Raw genomic sequence first — 19,286 nt, 5'->3', positions numbered from 1 at the left:
CTGGAGTGGGGCCGCACAAGCTGCGCCAGCCAACCCCATAACTACTTCCTTCTACCAATTTTCACTCGAATCAACGGTATGTCTGCTGGTAAAAACGCTGATATTCTTCCAGATTCTGCGTCTGGAGTAGCACCGGCAGGTTATCAATACTGATTACTACGGTTTGGTAACCCGCGCCCCGCAGCTTGCTAAGCGGCGACTGAGGCCCCCGAAGCTTGAGCGCATAGCTCTGGGCCAGCTTTGCTCCGGGTAGTGCCTCCACTACCAGTAATTGCTGCGTAGTACCCAATGGCTGCTGCCGCACCAACAAACTGCTGGATTTGAAGTAGCGGGTGTTGTATGCGCCCAGTTGCGCAGCCATATCCTTCAGGGCTGGGGCATCCGTGGCAAATACCAGCACCACTACGTGCGAAGCAGCAAGATCTGCCTTGAATGGCGACGCAGCCGGCGCCGGTGGAGTGGTGCCCGAAACAGCCGGTGAGGTAGTGGGCGGAGTGGTAGGTGGGGCCACCACCGGACTTGTAACCGGCGCGTTGACGGCAGGAGTTTCCGGCACGGCCGGAGTGCCGGGAGTAAGGGCAGGCGGGGTTTTAGCAGGAGTTTTTTTACCCCGGGCCCGGGCCTGGGCGGCCGCCTGGCGAGCTAGTTTGGCCGACTCCTCGGGCGTGGGTTCCGGAGCGGGGGCAGGCGTCGTAGCCGGAGGAGCCGGCTGTTTGGAGCCCGGCACCGTGGTAGTGGCCGAAGGAATGGTGGTAGCCGCCTGCGTGGAGGAAGGAGCTGCCGGAACCGAGGGCGAAGCAGCCGCAGCCGCGGGGGGCGTTACGGTGGACTTCTGTGGCAGAGGCACTACCGGCGACTCATTTTCCTGGTAGTAAATACGCATACGGTTTTCTACTTCGCCGGGCCGGAAAACGGATATCGGAGGTTTATCGGTAGAAACCAGTGCGCCGGTAATCTGGCCGGCATCGTATTTCTTGTAGGTAGTCAGGATGGCCACGGCCTGGTTGGCCAGGGGGCTTTCCGGATAGTCCTTATAAAATTTTTCCACGGCGGCTTTAGCCGTCAGCGGGGGCTGGGTCCGGATGGTAAGCAGGGTACCCAGAAAGTCAACCTTGTCGTTGAGGTCGTTTTGGGGATATTGCTTGCGGGTGCGGGCCAGCACAGCCGATGCTTTCTTGAACTCCTGCTTTTTGTAGAACGTGAAGGCCGAATCGACCAGGAGAGCCACCTGCGCATTGGCTACGGATGTACGGCGCAAATATTCCGGGTCGGCTACCAGGCGGGCATAGGACGAGTTGGGGTAGGCTTCCCGCAAGCGAGCCGCATAGCTTTCGGCCTTACCTGCCTCGTTCTGGTTTTTGTACTGCAGGTACAGGATGTACAGGGTTTCCGGCGTGTGAGGGCCTTTGGGGTAGCGCGTGAGTAACCTTTCGTACGTTTCGGTAGCGCGGGCCGGTTCTTTGAGCTGTTGATTGTAGATGCCACCCAGCGCATAAAGTGCTTCTTCCGTTTGGGCATCGGATTGCTGCAGCTGCGGAGCCGTGAGAGGCAAATTCTGACGGTAGCGGGCTACCAGGTCACGAAGCTGTACGGCAGGATCCACGGCTACAGTGGGCTGGGCAGTACCATTTACCACGGTATTGCTGTTGCCCGCCACACTTACCGGTACATTGCCGCCGCGCGTGGTTACCGGCGAATTTCTGGTTTGGTTTACTGTTCGCCAGTTATCCTGCAGCGGCCGGTCGCCCCATTTCCGGATAAAGTCGTTGCGGGCCGTGCTCAGAGCCGTAGGGTTATCGAAATACCACTTAGGACCCGTATTGCCGGCCAGAAAATCATCGGCACTCACATCGGGTTGCAGGTCGCGGCCGGTACTGAGGCCAGTGGCGGTCTGCTGCTGGCTCCGTTGCTCGTCGCGGGCCTGCTTAGCCGCCAACGCTTCGGCTTCTCGTTGCTGCTTATCTAGTTCCGCCTGGGCATAAGTGGTCAGGCGGGAGCGGAGGGTGGCCGTATCCAGCCGGGCCAGGGCCTGCAGGCTGTCCTGGGTTTCGATGATAGTGAGTTGCTGTGCAAAATCCCGCAGAATGCCGGCACGTTCTGCTATGGCCTCATAATCGGAGGCTTCGCGGGGTAGGTTTTGTACGGTGCTGTCGTAGTACGCGGCCGCCAAGCGGTACTTCTGTAGGTTCTCGTAATAGATGCGTCCTCCCAGCAGGTAGGTGTAGGACTTTTGAGCACGGTTGGTGGTGGGAGTCCGGGCCGACTTCTGCAGTAGCGCCAGCGCCTCGGGGTAACGTTGCTGCCGGTATTCCAGCCGCGCCATCTCATAATAGATTTTGTCGCGGTACTCTTTGTTTTTGGTATCCTTCAGCAGCTTGGCAAAATACTTATCCAGCCGGGCCCGGTCGTTCTGATTCAGGTCGGATACCTGACCCAGCATCAGCTTACTATAGAAATCCAACTCGTAGGGCGGGTTCTTCTTAAGGATCTGGTTGAGCTGAGCGTACGCCTTTTTATCCTCACCCTGGTTTTGGTACAGCTGCGCCAGAATGTAACGGGTGCGGGACTGCTCATTTTTGGGCTCAATGTAGGGAATAGCTTTTTCCAGGTTCTCAATGGCCTTGGCCGGCTCATTAATCCTTAAAAAAAACTCCGCCCGCGTCAGAAACAGTGCCCGGGCATTCAGTTCCGAGCCCTGCTCCTTGTCCAGAATATCCGACACTGCCGCGGCATTGTCCAGCTCTTTCAGCGCCAGAAACGTCCGCATCAGCCAAATAAGGGACTCATGGCGGGCGTTGGGGTCCTTGCTGGTGGTATTAACGTACTTAAAGGTTTTGGCCGCATCTTCCAGCTCCCGCTTATAATAGCGGGCCTTCCCGATAAGCAGGTAGCTGTCATCGGTCCAGTCGGAGCCAGGGCGGTGCTGTACCGGCAAGGAAGCCTTTTTGATGATATCCTCAAGGTCGGCCGTCACCCGGGCCACCGTGGCGTCGTCCAGGGTCGGAAAGATGGGCAGCACCCGGTTATAGTCGTTTACCCGCGCCTCATTCAGGGTATTTTCCACGGCCCGCATTTTCTCATGCGCCAGAAAATAGGCGTTGTCACGGGCTACCACGTTATCATAGGCGTGGCCCAGCAGCGAGGGGCGCTCAGAAGCACAGCCCGCTATGCCTGCCGCCAGCAACACGGCCGCGGAGGAGGCGGAAAGCACACGCAAAAGCAGAGAAGTTGTCGTCGTCAAAGCGGCAGAGAAGCTCAGGACAGGAGAGGATGTTGAACTGAAAACGTGGTACTACGTCGAAATCGTTCGGCGGCTCCCATTTCCACAACGAAGCCAAGTAGGTAAAAGTACAGGTTTCCCCGGTACCCGTTGGTCAATTCAGGGTGAGGGGGGTACTAACGGGCTACCGTGTAATTTTGCTTTTCTCACCGCCTCAGCTTCTTTCCATGACCGAGTCCCCAGCCCAGCCGCCTCGCCCACCCGATTCTGATAGCAACGCCGACCGAATGCGGGCTGTAGCCAAGTACTCCGGCATCGGCGCCCAGATGCTGGCCACCATCGGCCTCAGCACCTGGGCCGGCTACTGGCTAGATGAGCACTTCCAGAACAAAACGCCCTGGTTCACGCTGAGCCTGATGTTGCTGGGTTTGTTTGCGGCCTTATATAACGTAATTCGCTCCGTCTCGAAGCAGGAATAACGAGCGGCCAGCTGCACCAGCCGGAATGTCATTCCGCGTATACGGCGTATCAGGCCATTTGCCCGCACTCAGGGTCGTTTACCTCACCACTTCATCGTATACTTTGAAAGACTTTCTCCGCGCCTACCTGCTCTTCAGCCTGCTGCTCGGTTTCGTGCTCTACGCCCTGTACAGTCAGTTTGGGCCGCGCATCATCCACCCGTTCACACCTTATACCTTCGGTTTCTTCTTTCTGCTGACGTTGCTCACGTACTGGGTAACGGCCCGACTGGTGCGCGCCAACGCCGAAAACTTTATGGCGGCCTATTTCGGGAGCATGGTAGTGCGGCTGCTTTTGTCGCTTACGCTGGTGCTGGTATATCTTTTTACGGGGGGAGGCCGGGAAGGCAAGGGGCAGTGGGCGTTTCTGGGTGGCTTCTTTCTGCTGTATTTTCTCTTTGCCGGGTTTGAAGTCTGGAGCGTTCTGAGTAACTTGCGCCCGTTTTCAAAACCGGGTGAAAAGCCTTAGATGAAGGTTTTGTGAAACCCACCCCAACCCCCTCTGAATGAAGCGCTTACTGTTAGCTCTCCTTTGCTTCCTTTCGTTTTCCGTGTACGCCAACGAGCCGACGGCCACAACCGAAGAAGCCACCGATAAGAAGGCTTTCAGCCCTGGGGAGATGATTCTGCACCATATCGGTGACTCCCATGAGTGGCACTTTGCCACGCTCGGCGACGAAGAGCACGGTACCCATTTCACCATCCCGCTCCCGGTTATTGCTTATCGCTCAGCCCAGGGCTTGCAGGTATTTTCGTCCTCTAAGCTGGCCGAAGGCAAGGTATATGAGGGCCTGAAGCTGGAGCACGAGCACTTGGTGTCAGAGGATGGCAGCAAGGTGTACGACTTCTCCATTACCAAGAACGTAGCCTCCTTGCTCTTGAGCGCCGCGCTACTCCTCATCGTGTTTACGGCCGTGGCCCGGGGGTACGCCAAGCGCGGCAGCGGGGCTCCCAAAGGCATCCAGTCGTTCTTTGAGCCCATCATCGTCTTCATCCGCGACGAGGTAGCCAAAAAGTCCATCGGCCCGAAGTACGAGCGGTATATGCCGTATCTGCTGACGGTATTCTTCTTCATCTGGTTCAACAATCTGATGGGGCTGATGCCCGGCGGGGCCAACCTTACCGGCAACATTGCCGTGACGCTCACGCTGGCGGTACTCACGCTGCTCATTACCCTGTTCAGCTCCAATAAGAACTACTGGCACCACATCTTCGCTACGCCCGGTGTTCCGAAGCCCCTGCTGCCCATCATGATTCCGGTGGAACTCATCGGCATCGTGGTAAAGCCCTTCTCCCTGATGGTGCGTCTGTTCGCCAACATCACGGCCGGCCACATTGTAACGCTGAGCTTTATCTCGCTCATATTCATTTTTCAAAGCATTTACGTAAGTCCGGTTTCGGTTGCTTTCGGCCTGTTCATTAACGTGCTGGAACTGATGGTTGCCATTCTGCAAGCCTACATCTTCACCCTGCTCACGGCCATGTATATTGGCGGCGCGGTAGAAGAGCACCACGACGCCGACTACCAGATGGGTGGCGGTGATGGTGCCGAGCCGGCTCACGCGCACTAAGCTTTCACCACCCCTGATTTTTTTGTTTTTCACTCCCCACAAACCATTTTTTTATGCTTCTTTCTCTGTTGCTGCAACTCGCTAACTCCGTTGGTCTGGCTGTATTTGGTGCCGCTATCGGTGCCGGTCTGGTTGCTCTGGGCGCCGGTCTGGGTATCGGTCGTATTGGTGGTCAGGCTATGGAGGCCATCGGTCGCCAGCCTGAGGCTTCGGGCAAAATCCAAACTGCCATGCTGATCGTAGCCGCCCTGATTGAAGGTCTGGCTCTGTTCGCAGTAGTAGTCTGCCTGCTGATTTCGTTCAACCTGTAGGGTTTGAGATAGTACAAGAGCAGCCCGCTGCGCGCGTCGCTTCAGCGCACGGCGTAGCGGGCTGTCTTGGCTTTTCTGGTACCCGGGCGGCCCCCGGGCAAGGGGCGGAACTTCCGCCCCGGCCGTAGCCGTTCCGGGCACCTATCACTCACTACCTACTAGTTTTCCAGATGTCAATTGTAACGCCCGAATTAGGCCTTATTTTCTGGCAAATCTTCATCTTCGGCATCGTTCTGTTGCTGTTGCGTGCATTTGCCTGGAAGCCCATCCTGGCCTCGCTGAAAGAGCGGGAAAGCTCCATTGAAGGCGCTCTGCGCATGGCCGATCAGGCCAAGCTGGAGATGCAGGAGCTAAAAGCCGGTAACGAAAAGCTGCTGGCCGAAGCCCGCATGGAGCGTGACCGTATTCTGAAGGAAGCCACCGATGTTTCAAACCAGCTCATTGAGCAGGCTAAGAACAAGGCAACCGAAGAAGGCAGCCGCATGATTATGCAGGCCCGCGAAGCCATCCAGAATGAGAAAAACTCGGCGCTGGCAGAGGTGAAAAACACTGCTGCCAAGCTCTCCATTGATATTGCTGAGCGCATCCTGCGCCGCGAGCTGGCCGACCAGCCCGCCCAGCAGCAACTCGTGGACTCGTATCTGCAAGAAGTAAAATTGAACTAGTCCGTTGGGGGTTGTCAGTTTTCAGTTGTCAGTTGTCAGTAACTCGCTGGCATCAACAGCTAAAAACTGACAACTGACAACTAACAACTGACAACTACATCAATGTCTGAACTACGAGTTGCCTCCCGTTACGCGAAGTCGTTGCTGGACTTGGCCGAGGAACGTGGGACGTTGGAGCAGGTAAAGCAAGACATGGACTTGTTCACGAAAGTGCTGGACGAGAACCGTGAGCTGCGCCTGTTGCTGCGCAACCCTATTGTGAAGCACGATAAGAAGCTGGCTATTCTGAACGCAGTGTTCACCGGCAAGGTATCGGACCTCACCAGCAAGTTCTTTACCATCATCACGCAGAAGAACCGGGAAAGCGCCCTGGAATTTATTGGCAGCGAGTTTCAGCGCCAGTACAACCAGCTGCGCGGTGTACAGCTAGCCGAGGTAACCACGGCTTCCCCGCTGGATGCACCCACGCGCCTGCAAGTGGTCCAGCTGGTACGCCAGCAAACGGGCCAGGAGCAGGTGACCCTTACTGAGAAAGTTGACCCGGCGCTGATTGGCGGCTTCGTGCTGCGCATTGGCGACAAGCTGATTGACGACTCGGTAAGCTACCGGTTGCGCAAGCTGCGCACCGAATTCTCTAAGAACCCCTACCACTCTTTAGTATAACCCACCATGGCAGAAGTACGTCCGGATGAAGTATCCGCCATTCTGCGGGAACAACTTTCCAACTTCAAAACCGAAGCCGAACTCGAAGAGGTAGGCACGGTACTGCAAGTTGGCGATGGTGTAGCCCGTATCTACGGTCTGGGCAAAGCCCAGTCGGGGGAGTTGCTCGAATTTGAAAACGGCCTGCAGGCCCTGGTGCTCAACCTGGAAGAAGACAACGTAGGTGCCGTAATGCTCGGCGACTACTCTGGTATCCGGGAGGGCGCTACGGTGCGCCGAACCAATAAAATTGCCTCTATTCAGGTTGGTGACGGCATTATTGGCCGCGTGGTGAACACGCTGGGCCAGCCCATCGACGGCCGTGGCCCCATCCAGGGCGACACCTACGATATGCCCCTGGAGCGTAAGGCGCCCGGTGTAATCTACCGTCAGCCGGTAGCTGAGCCCATGCAGACGGGTATCAAGGCTATTGACGCCATGATTCCGATTGGCCGGGGCCAGCGTGAGCTGATCATTGGTGACCGGCAGACGGGTAAGTCGACGGTAGCCCTTGACGCCATCCTGAACCAGCGCGAGTTCTTCGAGCGGGGTGAGCCGGTTTTCTGCATCTACGTAGCCGTGGGCCAGAAGGCTTCGACGGTAGCCCAGGTAGTAAACGCCCTGACCAAGGGTGGTGCTATGGACTATACCGTAGTTGTGTCAGCTTCGGCTTCGGACCCGGCCCCCATGCAGTTCTTTGCGCCTTTCACCGGTGCCGCCATCGGTGAGTTCTTCCGCGACACCGGCCGTCCGGCCCTAGTAGTCTACGATGACCTCTCCAAGCAGGCCGTAGCTTACCGCGAAGTGTCGCTGCTGCTGCGTCGTCCTCCCGGACGCGAAGCTTACCCCGGCGACGTATTCTACCTGCACAGCCGCCTGCTGGAGCGTGCCGCGAAGATCAACGCTTCTGACGCCATTGCCCAGGACATGAACGACCTGCCCCCCAGCATCAAGCATTTGGTGAAAGGTGGTGGCTCGCTGACGGCACTGCCCATCATCGAAACCCAGGCTGGTGACGTTTCGGCGTATATCCCGACCAACGTAATTTCGATTACGGACGGGCAGATCTTCCTCGAAACCAACCTCTTCAACTCCGGGGTGCGTCCTGCAATCAACGTAGGTATCTCGGTGTCGCGCGTGGGTGGTAACGCCCAGATCAAGTCGATGAAGAAGGTAGCCGGTACGCTGAAGCTGGATCAGGCTCAGTTCCGCGAGCTGGAGGCCTTTGCCAAATTCGGCTCTGACCTGGACGCCTCAACGAAGCTCACCATCGAGCGGGGCCGTCGGAACCTCGAAATCCTGAAGCAGCCCCAGTTCTCGCCCCAGAAGGTGGAGGATCAGGTGGCCATCATCTACGCTGCTACCAACGGCTTGCTGGACCAGGTACCCGTAAACAAGGTGCGCGAGTTCGAGCGTGAATTCACGCAGGTGATGAACAGCCGCCACCCTGAGGTGCTGAAAGGCCTGAAGGCAGGCAAGCTGGACGACGAAACGACCGGTGCTATCCGTCAGGTAGCCAAAGACCTCTCGTCGGTATACGCTTCTAAATAATTATGAATGATGAGGTATGAATGATGAGTTGCGTATCGTCCGGCCGGATGATACGCTCTCCATTCATAACTCATCACTTATAATTCATAACTCAAACGAATGGCTAGCTTAAAAGAAGTCCGGAGCCGCATTACGTCGGTGCAGAGCACGCAGCAGATTACCAAAGCCATGAAAATGGTGGCGGCGGCTAAGCTGCGGCGGGCCCAGGATAACATTCTGCGCATGCGCCCTTACGCACAGCGGCTCAACAGCATTCTGGGTAACCTGACGGCGTTGGCTGGGGAGGATACGGTAAGCGAGTACGCGGAGCAGCGCGAGGTGCGCCGGGTGCTGGTTATTGCCATTACTTCCGACCGGGGCCTGGCAGGCGCTTTCAATAGCAACGTCTTCAAGGGCGTAAATGCATTGCTGCAGGAGCGGTATGCAGCTCAGGCGGCTGCCGGCAACATAACGGTACTAGCCATTGGCCGCAAAGCACACGAGTATTTCGGGAAGCGGCTGCCGCTGCTGGGTAACTACCAGCACGTGTTCGGCAAGCTTTCCTTCGATACTGTGCGGGAAGCGGCTGAAGAAGCCATGGACGGTTTCCGCGCTGGTCAGTACGATGAAGTGGTGATGGTGTACAACGAGTTCAAAAACGTGGCTACCCAAATCATCCGGACTGAGCAGCTGCTGCCGCTGGTGCCCGGTGAGCTACCCGCTGGGGCCCAGCCTGCTTCAAATGTAGATTACATCTTCGAGCCTTCGAAGGAGGAAATCGTGCGCACCCTGATTCCGCAGTCGTTGAAGGTGCAGCTGTACAAGGCCGTGCTGGAAAGCAACGCCTCGGAGCACGGGGCCCGCATGACGGCTATGGACAAGGCTACGGATAACGCCGGCGAGCTGCTGAAGCAGTTGAAGCTGACGTATAACCGGACCCGCCAGGCTGCCATTACTACCGAGATTCTCGAAATCGTGGGTGGTGCTGAGGCGCTGGCTGCCAGCCGGTAAAATTTCTACCCGGCAAGAGTATCAATGGCCCGCTTCCGGAAGGAGGCGGGCCGTTTTGCTGGTGCGCACCTTATTGCTGTGCGTATTGCCGTTTGGCAAGCTCCCGGCTGGGCTTGGGTGATTTCGGGTGGTGGTCCAGCAACTCCAGAATTCGCTGCGGGGTTAGCTCCGTGAAATCTGAGACAGTAAGGAGCGGGGCCTGAAAATCAGCAGCTTTCAGGGTGGTAGTGATACCAATGCAGTGCATACCGGCCCGATAGGCTGCTTGTTCGCCCAAAATGGCATCCTCAACTACTACGCACCGCCCGGGCGAAATGCCCAGCCGGCGGGCCGTAACGGTGTAGGTATCGGCGTGGGGCTTGCCGTTGCGCACGTCGTCCTTGCCCACTATTACGTCGAAATACCGGCGCAGACCCAGGTGGTCGATTATATACGCAATGGTATCGGTAGCGGAACCGGTACCCAGACCAATGCGGAAGCCGGCCGCACGAGCAGCTTGCAGAAACGCGCTGAGGCCGGCTACCTCGCGGCGCTTGTTCCAGTACAGCACCCGGTACAGAAGCTCGCGCTGGGCAGCATACTCAGTAAGCTGTTTGGCAGATACCGGACTGGTAAAAACGGTTTTGAGGATGGCGCTGGCCGGCATTCCGTTGAGGCGCCTGAGCAGACGGCGGGCGTTGGTCGTCAGGCCCAGGTCGCGGAACAGGAGCTGAAAGGCTTTGGCCTGCTCAGGCGTGTTGTCGATGAGTACGCCATCCATGTCGAAAATGAGGCCGTAGGGCGGAGAAACAGGCATACCAAAAGGATAACATGGCGGAAGAGACGATGGTAGTACGTAACTCCAGTGAGGCAGGACTATCTTTGGGACTCCGAACCCTTCAGCAGCTCCCCAAGAGCTGCTTCTTACTTTCCTACTGTTTTGAAAACACCCTTGAGCCTGTTGCTGGCCGCCACCCTGGCGGTACCTGCCTTCGCGCAAAAAGCTGGTAAACCTCTGGAACGCCCCAAATTAGTAGTGGGGATTGTGGTAGACCAGATGCGCTACGATTACCTGTACCGCTACTGGAATAAGTACGGCAGCGGTGGTTTTCGCCGCCTGCTGGGGGAGGGGTTCAGCTACGAAAACGCCCACTACAACTACGTGCCTACCTACACCGGGCCGGGCCATGCCAGCATCTACACGGGCACAACGCCTTCGGTGCACGGCATCATCGGCAACAACTGGCTGGTGCGGGAGGAAGGCAAAGGCACGTATGTAACCGAGGATAAAACGGTGCAGGCCGTAGGCGGCTCGGCGGCAGCGGGGCAACAGTCGCCGCGCCATATGCTCACGACTACCATCACCGACGAGCTGCGGCTGGCTACCAACTTCCAGAGCAAGGTAATTGGGGTGTGTATCAAGGACCGGGGCTCCATTCTGCCGGCCGGGCACGCTGCTAATGCAGCCTACTGGTACGACGGTGGCAACGGGGCCTTTATTACCAGTACCTTTTACACCCAGCAACTGCCGGAGTGGGTGGTAAAATTCAACGCCGAAAACCGGGCCGCCAACTACCTCGACCAGGCCTGGAACACGCTGCTGCCCATTGCGCAGTACACGGAAAGCTCGCCCGATGATGTTGCCTGGGAAGGAGCGTTCAAGGGGGAGGCCAAACCAGTATTTCCGCACGATTTGCCGGCTTTGAGTGCCGCCCCCAGCTCTGCCGTAAAGGGCAATATAGAAGCTGCCGGCGAAAAAGCACCGGTAGCCTCGGCCCGTAACCTCGACCTGATTCGCTCCACCCCGTTTGGCAACTCGCTTACCCTCGATTTTGCCCTGGAAGCCATGCGGGCCGAGCAGCTCGGCCAGCGCGGGCAAACGGACTGTCTGGCCCTGAGCTTCAGCAGCACCGATTACGTGGGGCATCAGTTCGGGCCCAACTCCATTGAAGCGGAGGATACCTACCTGCGCCTGGACCAGGACCTGGCGCGGCTGTTTGCCTACCTGGATAAGGCCGTTGGCAAAAAGCAGGTATTGGTATTTCTGAGTGCCGACCACGGTGCCGCCCACTCCCCCAATTTTCTTCTCGACAAGAAGATACCGGCCGGCTCCGTGGGCCCGGGCCTCATGCGTGACTCCCTGCAGCAGCGCTTGGTGCGCTTGCACGGCCCTGGGCAGTGGGTAATGAGCTACGAAAACCAGCAGGTGTACCTGAACCGTCCGCTCATCACGCAGAAAAAGCTGGACCTGTACCAGGTACAACGCGAAGCCGCCGCCCTAATGCTGCAGTTTGCAGGTGTAACGCGGGCCCTGGCCGCCGAGGACGTGCAGAAGTCGCATTGGGAGAGTGGAATGCTGATGTATCTGGAAAACGGCTATTTCCCTAAGCGTTCCGGCGACGTGCTGGTGGTGCTGGAGCCGGGCTGGCTGGAGTCCTATCAATATCCGGTCAACAAGGGTACCACCCACGGCTCCTCGGGCAATTACGATACGCACGTACCGGTGGTATTCTGGGGCTGGGGCGTAAAGCACGGACACTCATCAGCTCCGGCAAAGATTACCGATATTGCGCCGACGTTGGCCCGCTGGCTCCACATTCAGGAGCCCGACGGCTGTACCGGGCAGCCCCTGCCGGAAGTGCTGGGCTGGTAGAAAAGAGTTGTTTGTTGCTGGTTGTCAGTTGTCAGTGGAAAACTGCCTGCCGCTTCCGTATGGTATTCAGGTATTTACAACCTGATAACAAGCCACAAACAACGAGTAACTAACAACTGACAACCAAAAACTGACAACTAAATAAGAATGGCTCATTTTAACCCCTGGCACGACGTGGCGCGCGGCGAAGACGCTCCGAAAGTTGTGAATGGCATCATTGAAATTCCGAAAGGCTCGAAAGGCAAATATGAGCTGGACAAAGACAGCGGCCTGCTGAAACTGGACCGGGTACTGTTTTCGGCCGTGCATTATCCGGCCGCTTATGGCTTCATTCCGAAAACCTACTGCGACGATAAAGACCCGCTGGATATTCTGGTGCTCTGCTCCGTGGATATTGTGCCCATGTGCCTGGTAGAAGCCAAGGTAATTGGCGTGATGCAGATGATAGACCAGGACGAAGAAGACGACAAAATTATTGCCGTGGCCGCCAACGACGTGTCGGTGAACCACTACAACGACATTGCCGACCTGCCCCCGCACACCCTGCTGGAGATGCAGCGCTTTTTTGAGGACTACAAGGCCCTGGAGCACAAGCAAGTAAGCGTAGAGCGGTTTATGGGCCGCGAGGATGCTTACCGTATAATTGAAGACAGCATCAAGCTGTATGAGGAAACCTTTCCCAAAGGCAACCCCCAAGATGCAGTAGACGTACAGGAGGCCCTGAGCTAATCCATCCTACTCCTTTCTACACACCGTGCAGCCCCCGGCCGTCAGTACTGGCGCCGGGGGCTGTTGCGTTGGTTGCCCCAGGCCGGTGGGCACCGGGGCAGCCGGGTTTCGGTGGTATCTTGCCCGCTCAACCCGTCTGCCTGTGTCCGCCTTGTTTCGCCTGCTTCGCCGCTGCCTCGATGCCGTGCTGTACAGCAGTACGTGGCTGTCGGGGGCGGCCCTGGGGCTGATGTGGGCCACGTTTCTGTTCTGGCGGGTACACATTCCGCTGCGCCTTGGTGGGTTGATTTTTGCCGCCACGCTCTTTCTCTATAACCTCGACAGCGTGCTGCCCTACAAACAGGGGCAGCAGCCCGGCCTCTCAAGGCGCAAGCAGTGGATACGGGGGCACCGCCGGCAGCTGGTAGTGGTTACGCTGTTGGCCGGAGCGGGGGCAGGGGGGCTGTTCCTGACCGATGACCGACTGCTACTCCTCACGCCGTTTTTGCTGCATCTGGCCCTGATTTCGGTGCTGTACTCCCTGCCTTTGCTCCGGCGCCACGGCCGCTGGTGGGCTCTGCGGGATGTACCTCTGCTGAAAGTATTTCTGATTGCCTACGTCTGGGCCGGGGTTACCGTGTGGGTGCCGGCCCTGTACCTGGGCCGGCAGTTGCTGGAGCCTGTGGTGGGCATACTGTTTCTGCGGCGCTTCCTGTTTATTCTGGCCCTGGCCTTGGTGTTTGATATCCGGGACTACAGCAAGGACCGAGCTACCGGCACCCGCACGTTTCCGGGCGTGTTTGGGGTGCTGGCCACCAAGCTGCTGGCCCTGGTGGCCCTGGGGGGGGCGGCGCTGCTGGTGCCGCCCGGGGCCCCGGCCGGGCAGGAGGCGGCCCTGCTGCTGCCCTTGCTGGTGGCCGCCGCCGTTATCTGGCTGGCCGAGGAAACCCGCCCTGACTACTACTTTGCCCTGCTCACGGATGGGGTAATGCTGCTGCTGTTTCTGGCGGTGTGGTGGGCCACCCGGGGGCAGGCCGTGGGTTTTTCCTGATCATATGCAGGTTCCTGCGCAAAATCGGCTATTCTTGCTTGGCCTGTACGGTGCAGGCTCCGCAATACTGCGCTATGCTGAAACGAGTGTGGGCTGCCTTGGCTCTGATGAGTTATCTGATGATGGGTATTGCCCAGGCCCAAACCCCCGACCCGGTGGAGCTGGTGAACCCCCTAATGGGTACCGACTCCAAGCCCAGCCTATCCAATGGCAACACCTACCCGGCCATTGCCCTGCCCTGGGGCATGAACTTCTGGCTACCCCAAACCGGCAAAATGGGCAGCGGCTGGGCCTACCAGTATTCGGCCGATAAGCTCAAAGGCTTCAAGCAGACGCACCAGCCCTCGCCCTGGATGAACGACTACGGGCAGTTTGCCCTCATGCCCATCACCGGCAAACTGCGTTTTGAGGAAGAGGAGCGGGCCAGCTGGTTTTCGCACAAGGCCGAGGTGGCTCAGCCGCACTACTACCGGGTGTACCTGGCCGACCACGACGTAACCGCCGAGCTGACGCCCACCGAGCGGGCCGCCCGCTTCCGCTTTACCTTCCCGCGCACCGACAGCGCCTACGTAATCCTCGACGCCCTCGATAAGGGCTCCCACGTCCGGATTTTGCCGGAGCAGCGCCGCATTGTTGGGTATACTACCCGCAACAGCGGGGGCGTACCGGCTAATTTCAAAAACTACTTTGTGCTGGAGTTCGACCATGCCTTCAGCAGTACCACCATCTACCAGGACAAGGTGCTGGATGGCAGGCTGCTGGAGGCTACGGCAGGCCACACTGGCGCCGTGGTAGGGTTCAAAACCCGCAAGGGGGAGCAGGTGCAGGTACGGGTGGCGTCGTCCTTTATCAGCCCGGAGCAGGCCCTGCGCAACCTGGAGCAGGAAATAGGGGCCGCCGACTTTGAAACCGTGAAGCAGAAGGGCCACGCTGCCTGGGCCCGGCAGCTGGGCCGCATTCAGGTGGAAGGTGGCTCGGAGGCCCAGCAACGCACGTTTTACTCCTGCCTGTACCGCAGCCTGCTGTTTCCGCGCAAGTTTTACGAGCTGGATGCCCAGGGCCAGCCGGTGCACTACTCGCCCTACAACGGGCAGGTGCTACCCGGCTACCTCTACACCGATACCGGCTTCTGGGACACGTTTCGGGCCCTGTTTCCGTTTCTGAACCTGCTGTACCCCAGCGTGAACAGCCAGATTCAGGAGGGCTTGGTGAACACCTATAAGGAAGGCGGCTGGCTGCCGGAGTGGGCCAGCCCGGGCTACCGCAACATCATGGTGGGCAACAACTCGGCCTCCATTGTGGCCGATGCCTACTTGAAAGGCGTGCGGGGCTACGACATCAATGCCCTGTATGAAGCCGCCCTGAAAGGGGCCAACAACCAAGGGCCACTGGAAGCCGTGGGTCGGGCCGGTGCCAGCTACTATACCAGGCTCGGCTACGTGCCCTACGATGTCAAAATTAACGAAAGCGCGGCCCGCACCCTGGAATACGCTTACGACGACTTCGCCATTGCCCAGCTGGGTAAAGCCCTGGGCCGGCCCCGAAAGGAAGTGCAGCTCTACGAGAAGCGCAGCCAGAACTACCGTAACCTCTTCGATAAGCAAACCGGCCTGATGCGGGGCCGCAACCAGAACGGCACGTTCCAGGCGCCCTTCAACCCGTTTAAGTGGGGCGACGCCTTCACCGAGGGCAACAGCTGGCACTACACCTGGTCGGTTTTTCATGATGTGCAGGGGCTGATGAACCTGATGGGCGGCCCCAAGCCCTTTGTGGCGGCGCTGGATACCGTGTTTACCCTGGCTCCGGTGTTTGATGCCTCCTACTACGGCTCCGTTATCCATGAAATCCGGGAAATGCAGATTGCGGGCATGGGTAATTACGCCCACGGCAACCAGCCAATCCAGCACATGACCTACCTGTACAATTATGCCGGGCAGCCCTGGAAAACGCAGTACTGGGTGCGCGAAACCCTCAACCGCCTCTACCAGCCCACCCCGACGGCTACTGCGGCGACGAGGACAACGGTCAGACTTCGGCTTGGTACGTGTTTTCAGCCCTGGGCTTTTACCCGGTGTGCCCCGCCACCAACCAGTACGTGCTGGGTGCCCCGCTTTTCCCTAAAGTGACGCTGGCGTTGGAAAACGGCAAGCAGGTGACGCTGAATGCGCCCAACAACAGCGCCGCCAACCGCTACATCAACACGCTCACGCTGAACGGGCAGGCCTACAACCAGAACTGGCTCAGCCATGAAACCCTGCTGCAAGGTGCCACGCTGAACTTCGACATGACCCCGATACCCAACCGCAGCCGGGGCACTACCGGCCCGGCTGCTCCGTATTCCTTCTCAAAGCCCGGGCGCTGAGGCCGTCAGCTCCTGCAAAGCCGGCCCGATAAAACGCACCAGGTCGCTGGCAATCAGGCCCGCTTCGCCGGTTTCCTGGGCCGCCAGGTCGCCGGCCCGGCCGTGGGCATACACGCCCAAAAGGGCCGCGTCGAGGGCAGAGAGGCGCTTATCGGCGCGCAGGGCCAGGAGCAGGCCCGTTAGCACGTCGCCGCTGCCACCGGTGGCCATGCCGGGGTTACCGCTGCCGTTGAAGTAGAGAGTGCCATCGGGCGCGGCCACGGCGGTATAGGCATCTTTCAGCACGCAGTAGCAGCGGTGTTGGCGGACGAAGGCGCGCAATTGCTCCAGGCGGTGGTAATCGTGGCGGGCGGGAATTCCTACCAGGCGCTCAAACTCCTTGGGGTGGGGCGTCAGCAGGGTATCGGGTGGCAGCAGCTCCAGCAGCTCCCGGTTGGCGCCCAGCAGGTTCAGCGCATCGGCGTCGAGTACCAACGGCACGGTAGCCGTTTGCAGCAGCTGGCGCAGCACCTCCCGGCTGGCAGCCTGCTGGCCCAGCCCCGGCCCCATACCCACGGCGGCGTAGGGCGTCAGGTCGGGTAGTTCGGTGAGGATGTCTGGGGCCGAGTCGGGGAGGCACATGGCTTCGGGCACGGCGGTTTGCAGGATAGCATAGCCCACCTGCGGCACGCGCACCGTCAGCAGCCCCACTCCGCCGCGCAGGCAGGCCGTGGCGGCCAGCACGGCTGCCCCCACCTTGCCCTGGCTGCCGGCCAGCAGCAGGGCATGGCCAAACGTGCCTTTGTGGCTGAACCTAGGGCGCTTCGGCAAGCATCCTTTCAGGTAGTTATCCTCAATAAAGTAGTTATCCACAGCCATATTGTGGATAACCTCCTGTTCCAGCCCGATCTGGAGGGTGTGCCACTCTCCCACAAACGCCGCGTGACCAGGCAGCAGGAAAGCCAGTTTGGGCAGCTCAAAGCACAATGTATAGTGGGCCTGCACAAGGGGGCTGTCGGGTGGCTGGGGGGCATCCGCCAATAAGCCCGAGGGCAGGTCCACCGCAATCCGCAAAGCGGGGCTCCGGTTCAGATGCGCCACCACCTCGGCCGCCAGATCCGTTAGCGGCCGGCTCAGGCCCGTGCCGAACAGGGCATCTATCAGCACCGCGCTGGCGGGCAACTCCGGGAACCGGGCCGCTGCCAACTCCTGGCAGGGAACTTCAGCGGGCAGCCGCAGGCGGTTGGCCGTAAAATCGGCCGAGTACCTTTTGGCGGGCAGCAGCCAGACGTGCGCCGCGTAGCCGGCCTCGTGGAGCAGGCGGGCCAGGGCTAGTCCGTCGCCGCCATTGTTACCGGGGCCGCAGAACAGATGAATCGGAGTGGAGTAGGCCGGGCGCAGCTCCGTCAGTATCCAATCGAATAACGCCGTGGCAGCGCGCTCCATCAACTCTAGGGATGTAATGCCCTGCGCTTGGATAGTGGCTTGGTCGAGGGTGCGGGTTAGGGCGGCGGAGAGGAGTTTCATAAGTTGCTGGTTCTGGAATGCACTTAACTCCTACGTGAAATGCGTCAACTCTTATGCGCTTTACTATTGGCTGGGCTAGCCGCCTGCTCCGATAACGCCAGTAAACAGGTCCAAACCGGGCCGCCTGCTGTTGCTAAAACCTCAGTCGATTCGGTACCGGCCACCACGTCAATCACTCAGCTTACTCCGCAAGCCGTAAAGCTAGCCGACATTCCGGCTAAGCTGCGTTTGCCAGGGCAGTTGCTGGAAGCCTGGCGCTGGACCGATGCCAACGGGGAAAACCTGCTGGTGGTGTTTAAACAAGAGCAGGAACAAGCCAACACAGCTGGTCAGGCCGGAGAAGCTTACCAAGAACTACCTGACCAGAGTGTGGAATTGTTTGCGCGACAGTATGTGCAACGGGACGGTGACTACAAAGAACTATGGCGGCTCCAGGATGCCGTACGTCATTGCAATTTCGATATATGGCTGGGTCCGTTGTCAGGGGCCACATCGATTACCGACCTCGACCATGATGGGCAGTCAGAAACTACCCTTATCTACAAACTTACCTGTCGCAGCGACGTGAGTCCCTCAAATCTGAAGCTGGTTATGCGCGAAGGCCCGGCCAAGTACGCGCTGCGCGGTTACACCGTCGTGCAGTACGATTCGGTGCCGGCGGCCCAACGCATACCCGCCAGTTCCTGCTGCCTCGATACTATCCGCCCGGCCCGGCTGGAAAAGTATTATGGCCTTTTGCATGGTCGCTACGAAACAGAACAGGAGTTTCGTCAGGCCCCACCGGCTTTTCTGCGCTTTGCCCGGCAGCAGTGGCGGCACTGGTGCGTGGAGCGGGAATTTGAGCAGTTGTAAACAGCACGTCGCGTAGCTGCACAAAACTTCCGGCCTGGCCGCCGCGTTTGCATACCAATTACTGTACTGACCTTATTTTTCCTGTCATGCAAACCTGGAACGATGTTATCCGGCTGGCCAACCACGGCAGCCCGGCCCCCGATAAGCGCGTTGAAAAAACCGACGCCGAGTGGCGCGCCCAACTCACGCCCGAACAGTACCACGTTACCCGTCAGCACGGCACCGAGCGGGCCTTTACCGGCGAGTATTGTGAGGCCCACGAGGCCGGCCTCTACGCCTGCGTGTGCTGTGGTACGCCGCTCTACGACTCCCGCACCAAGTTCGAAAGCGGCACCGGCTGGCCCAGCTTCACGCAGCCGGTACAGGAAAACGCCGTCCGCTACAAGAAAGACACCAGCTACGGCATGACCCGCGTGGAAGTGCTCTGCAACGTCTGCGACGCCCACCAGGGCCACGTATTCCCCGATGGGCCACCGCCCTCCGGGCTGCGCCTGTGCATCAACTCGGCCGCCATTAAGCTGGTAAGCGAGAAGCAGCAAGCATAACATACCGCGGGTCTTTTTTGCGCGTACAACTCCACCTGTAGCCTTGGGCCGCGGGTGGAGTTTTTTTGTGCAGAGTTCCGCCAAATTTCTCCCGAATTTCGC

The 19,286-nt window shown here is 58.9% G+C and carries 16 protein-coding genes and 1 pseudogene; 14 read left to right on the top strand and 3 right to left on the bottom strand.

Translation table 11 applies throughout. The features are described 5' to 3' along the window. Nucleotides 1–70: 70 nt before the first annotated feature. Complete coding sequence (gene porW / locus EI290_RS15295) at nucleotides 71–3,211, bottom strand: type IX secretion system periplasmic lipoprotein PorW/SprE (RefSeq protein ID WP_125432161.1); 3,141 nt, start codon at nucleotides 3,209–3,211, stop codon at nucleotides 71–73. Nucleotides 3,212–3,447: 236 nt separating this feature from the next. Here porW and EI290_RS15290 point away from each other — a divergent pair, with 236 nt between their 5' ends. From EI290_RS15290 to atpG, 8 genes are all read left to right on the top strand, one after another. Continuing rightward, the gene (locus tag EI290_RS15290) at nucleotides 3,448–3,699 is read left to right on the top strand and encodes an AtpZ/AtpI family protein (protein ID WP_246008968.1); all 252 of its coding nucleotides are present in this window, start codon (nucleotides 3,448–3,450) and stop codon (nucleotides 3,697–3,699) included. Nucleotides 3,700–3,802: 103 nt separating this feature from the next. Beyond that, a complete protein-coding gene (locus EI290_RS15285; RefSeq protein WP_125432159.1) occupies nucleotides 3,803–4,207 on the top strand; it encodes a hypothetical protein in 405 nt (134 codons plus the stop codon). A 37-nt stretch (nucleotides 4,208–4,244) separates the two neighbouring features. Further along, entirely contained in the window at nucleotides 4,245–5,309 is a 1,065-nt protein-coding gene (atpB, locus tag EI290_RS15280) for a F0F1 ATP synthase subunit A (RefSeq protein WP_125432157.1), read from the top strand. A 53-nt stretch (nucleotides 5,310–5,362) separates the two neighbouring features. Continuing rightward, a complete protein-coding gene (gene atpE, locus EI290_RS15275) occupies nucleotides 5,363–5,620 on the top strand; it encodes an ATP synthase F0 subunit C (RefSeq protein WP_125432155.1) in 258 nt (85 codons plus the stop codon). 170 nt (nucleotides 5,621–5,790) lie between these two features. Then, a complete protein-coding gene (locus tag EI290_RS15270; RefSeq protein ID WP_125432153.1) occupies nucleotides 5,791–6,285 on the top strand; it encodes a F0F1 ATP synthase subunit B in 495 nt (164 codons plus the stop codon). Nucleotides 6,286–6,387: 102 nt separating this feature from the next. Then, on the top strand, nucleotides 6,388–6,948 hold the full coding sequence (gene atpH / locus EI290_RS15265; RefSeq protein ID WP_125432151.1) for an ATP synthase F1 subunit delta: 561 nt from the start codon (nucleotides 6,388–6,390) through the stop codon (nucleotides 6,946–6,948). Nucleotides 6,949–6,954: 6 nt separating this feature from the next. Next, on the top strand, nucleotides 6,955–8,538 hold the full coding sequence (gene atpA, locus EI290_RS15260; RefSeq protein WP_125432149.1) for a F0F1 ATP synthase subunit alpha: 1,584 nt from the start codon (nucleotides 6,955–6,957) through the stop codon (nucleotides 8,536–8,538). Between the two features lie 99 nt (nucleotides 8,539–8,637). Then, nucleotides 8,638–9,528 carry an ATP synthase F1 subunit gamma gene (gene atpG, locus EI290_RS15255; RefSeq protein ID WP_125432147.1) on the top strand — a complete coding sequence of 297 codons (891 nt, stop codon included), beginning with the start codon at nucleotides 8,638–8,640 and terminating at the stop codon, nucleotides 9,526–9,528. 70 nt (nucleotides 9,529–9,598) lie between these two features. Here atpG and EI290_RS15250 read toward each other — a convergent pair whose 3' ends face one another. Next, complete coding sequence (locus EI290_RS15250; RefSeq protein WP_125432145.1) at nucleotides 9,599–10,324, bottom strand: HAD family hydrolase; 726 nt, start codon at nucleotides 10,322–10,324, stop codon at nucleotides 9,599–9,601. A 123-nt stretch (nucleotides 10,325–10,447) separates the two neighbouring features. Here EI290_RS15250 and pafA point away from each other — a divergent pair, with 123 nt between their 5' ends. The 4 genes and pseudogenes from pafA to EI290_RS15230 all read left to right on the top strand — a co-directional run bounded on the left by pafA (nucleotide 10,448) and on the right by EI290_RS15230 (nucleotide 16,281). After that, nucleotides 10,448–12,160, top strand: a complete 1,713-nt coding sequence (gene pafA, locus EI290_RS15245) for an alkaline phosphatase PafA (protein ID WP_125432143.1) — start codon at nucleotides 10,448–10,450, stop codon at nucleotides 12,158–12,160. 147 nt (nucleotides 12,161–12,307) lie between these two features. Next, nucleotides 12,308–12,889: an inorganic diphosphatase gene (locus EI290_RS15240; protein WP_125432141.1), complete on the top strand. Its 582-nt coding sequence runs from the start codon at nucleotides 12,308–12,310 to the stop codon at nucleotides 12,887–12,889. A 142-nt stretch (nucleotides 12,890–13,031) separates the two neighbouring features. Next, nucleotides 13,032–13,919 carry a UbiA prenyltransferase family protein gene (locus EI290_RS15235; RefSeq protein ID WP_125432139.1) on the top strand — a complete coding sequence of 296 codons (888 nt, stop codon included), beginning with the start codon at nucleotides 13,032–13,034 and terminating at the stop codon, nucleotides 13,917–13,919. A 119-nt stretch (nucleotides 13,920–14,038) separates the two neighbouring features. Next, nucleotides 14,039–16,281, top strand: a pseudogene (locus tag EI290_RS15230) (GH92 family glycosyl hydrolase). Here the strand turns inward: EI290_RS15230 and EI290_RS15225 are convergent. Then, nucleotides 16,264–17,787, bottom strand: a complete 1,524-nt coding sequence (locus EI290_RS15225; protein WP_125432137.1) for an NAD(P)H-hydrate dehydratase — start codon at nucleotides 17,785–17,787, stop codon at nucleotides 16,264–16,266. The pseudogene EI290_RS15230 and the gene EI290_RS15225 sit on opposite strands and share 18 nt — an antisense overlap. A 39-nt stretch (nucleotides 17,788–17,826) precedes the next feature. Here EI290_RS15225 and EI290_RS15220 point away from each other — a divergent pair, with 39 nt between their 5' ends. Together EI290_RS15220 and msrB are read left to right on the top strand one after the other, a co-directional pair. Next, nucleotides 17,827–18,639 carry a M949_RS01915 family surface polysaccharide biosynthesis protein gene (locus EI290_RS15220; protein ID WP_125432135.1) on the top strand — a complete coding sequence of 271 codons (813 nt, stop codon included), beginning with the start codon at nucleotides 17,827–17,829 and terminating at the stop codon, nucleotides 18,637–18,639. 86 nt (nucleotides 18,640–18,725) lie between these two features. Further along, entirely contained in the window at nucleotides 18,726–19,184 is a 459-nt protein-coding gene (msrB, locus tag EI290_RS15215; protein WP_125432133.1) for a peptide-methionine (R)-S-oxide reductase MsrB, read from the top strand. Nucleotides 19,185–19,286 lie beyond the last annotated feature (102 nt).

This window comes from Hymenobacter metallilatus (genome assembly GCF_003944705.1).
Lineage (GTDB): Bacteria > Bacteroidota > Bacteroidia > Cytophagales > Hymenobacteraceae > Hymenobacter > Hymenobacter metallilatus.
The sequence above is the reverse complement of the archived record's forward strand: the minus strand, read 5'-3'. Positions and strand labels throughout refer to the sequence as shown.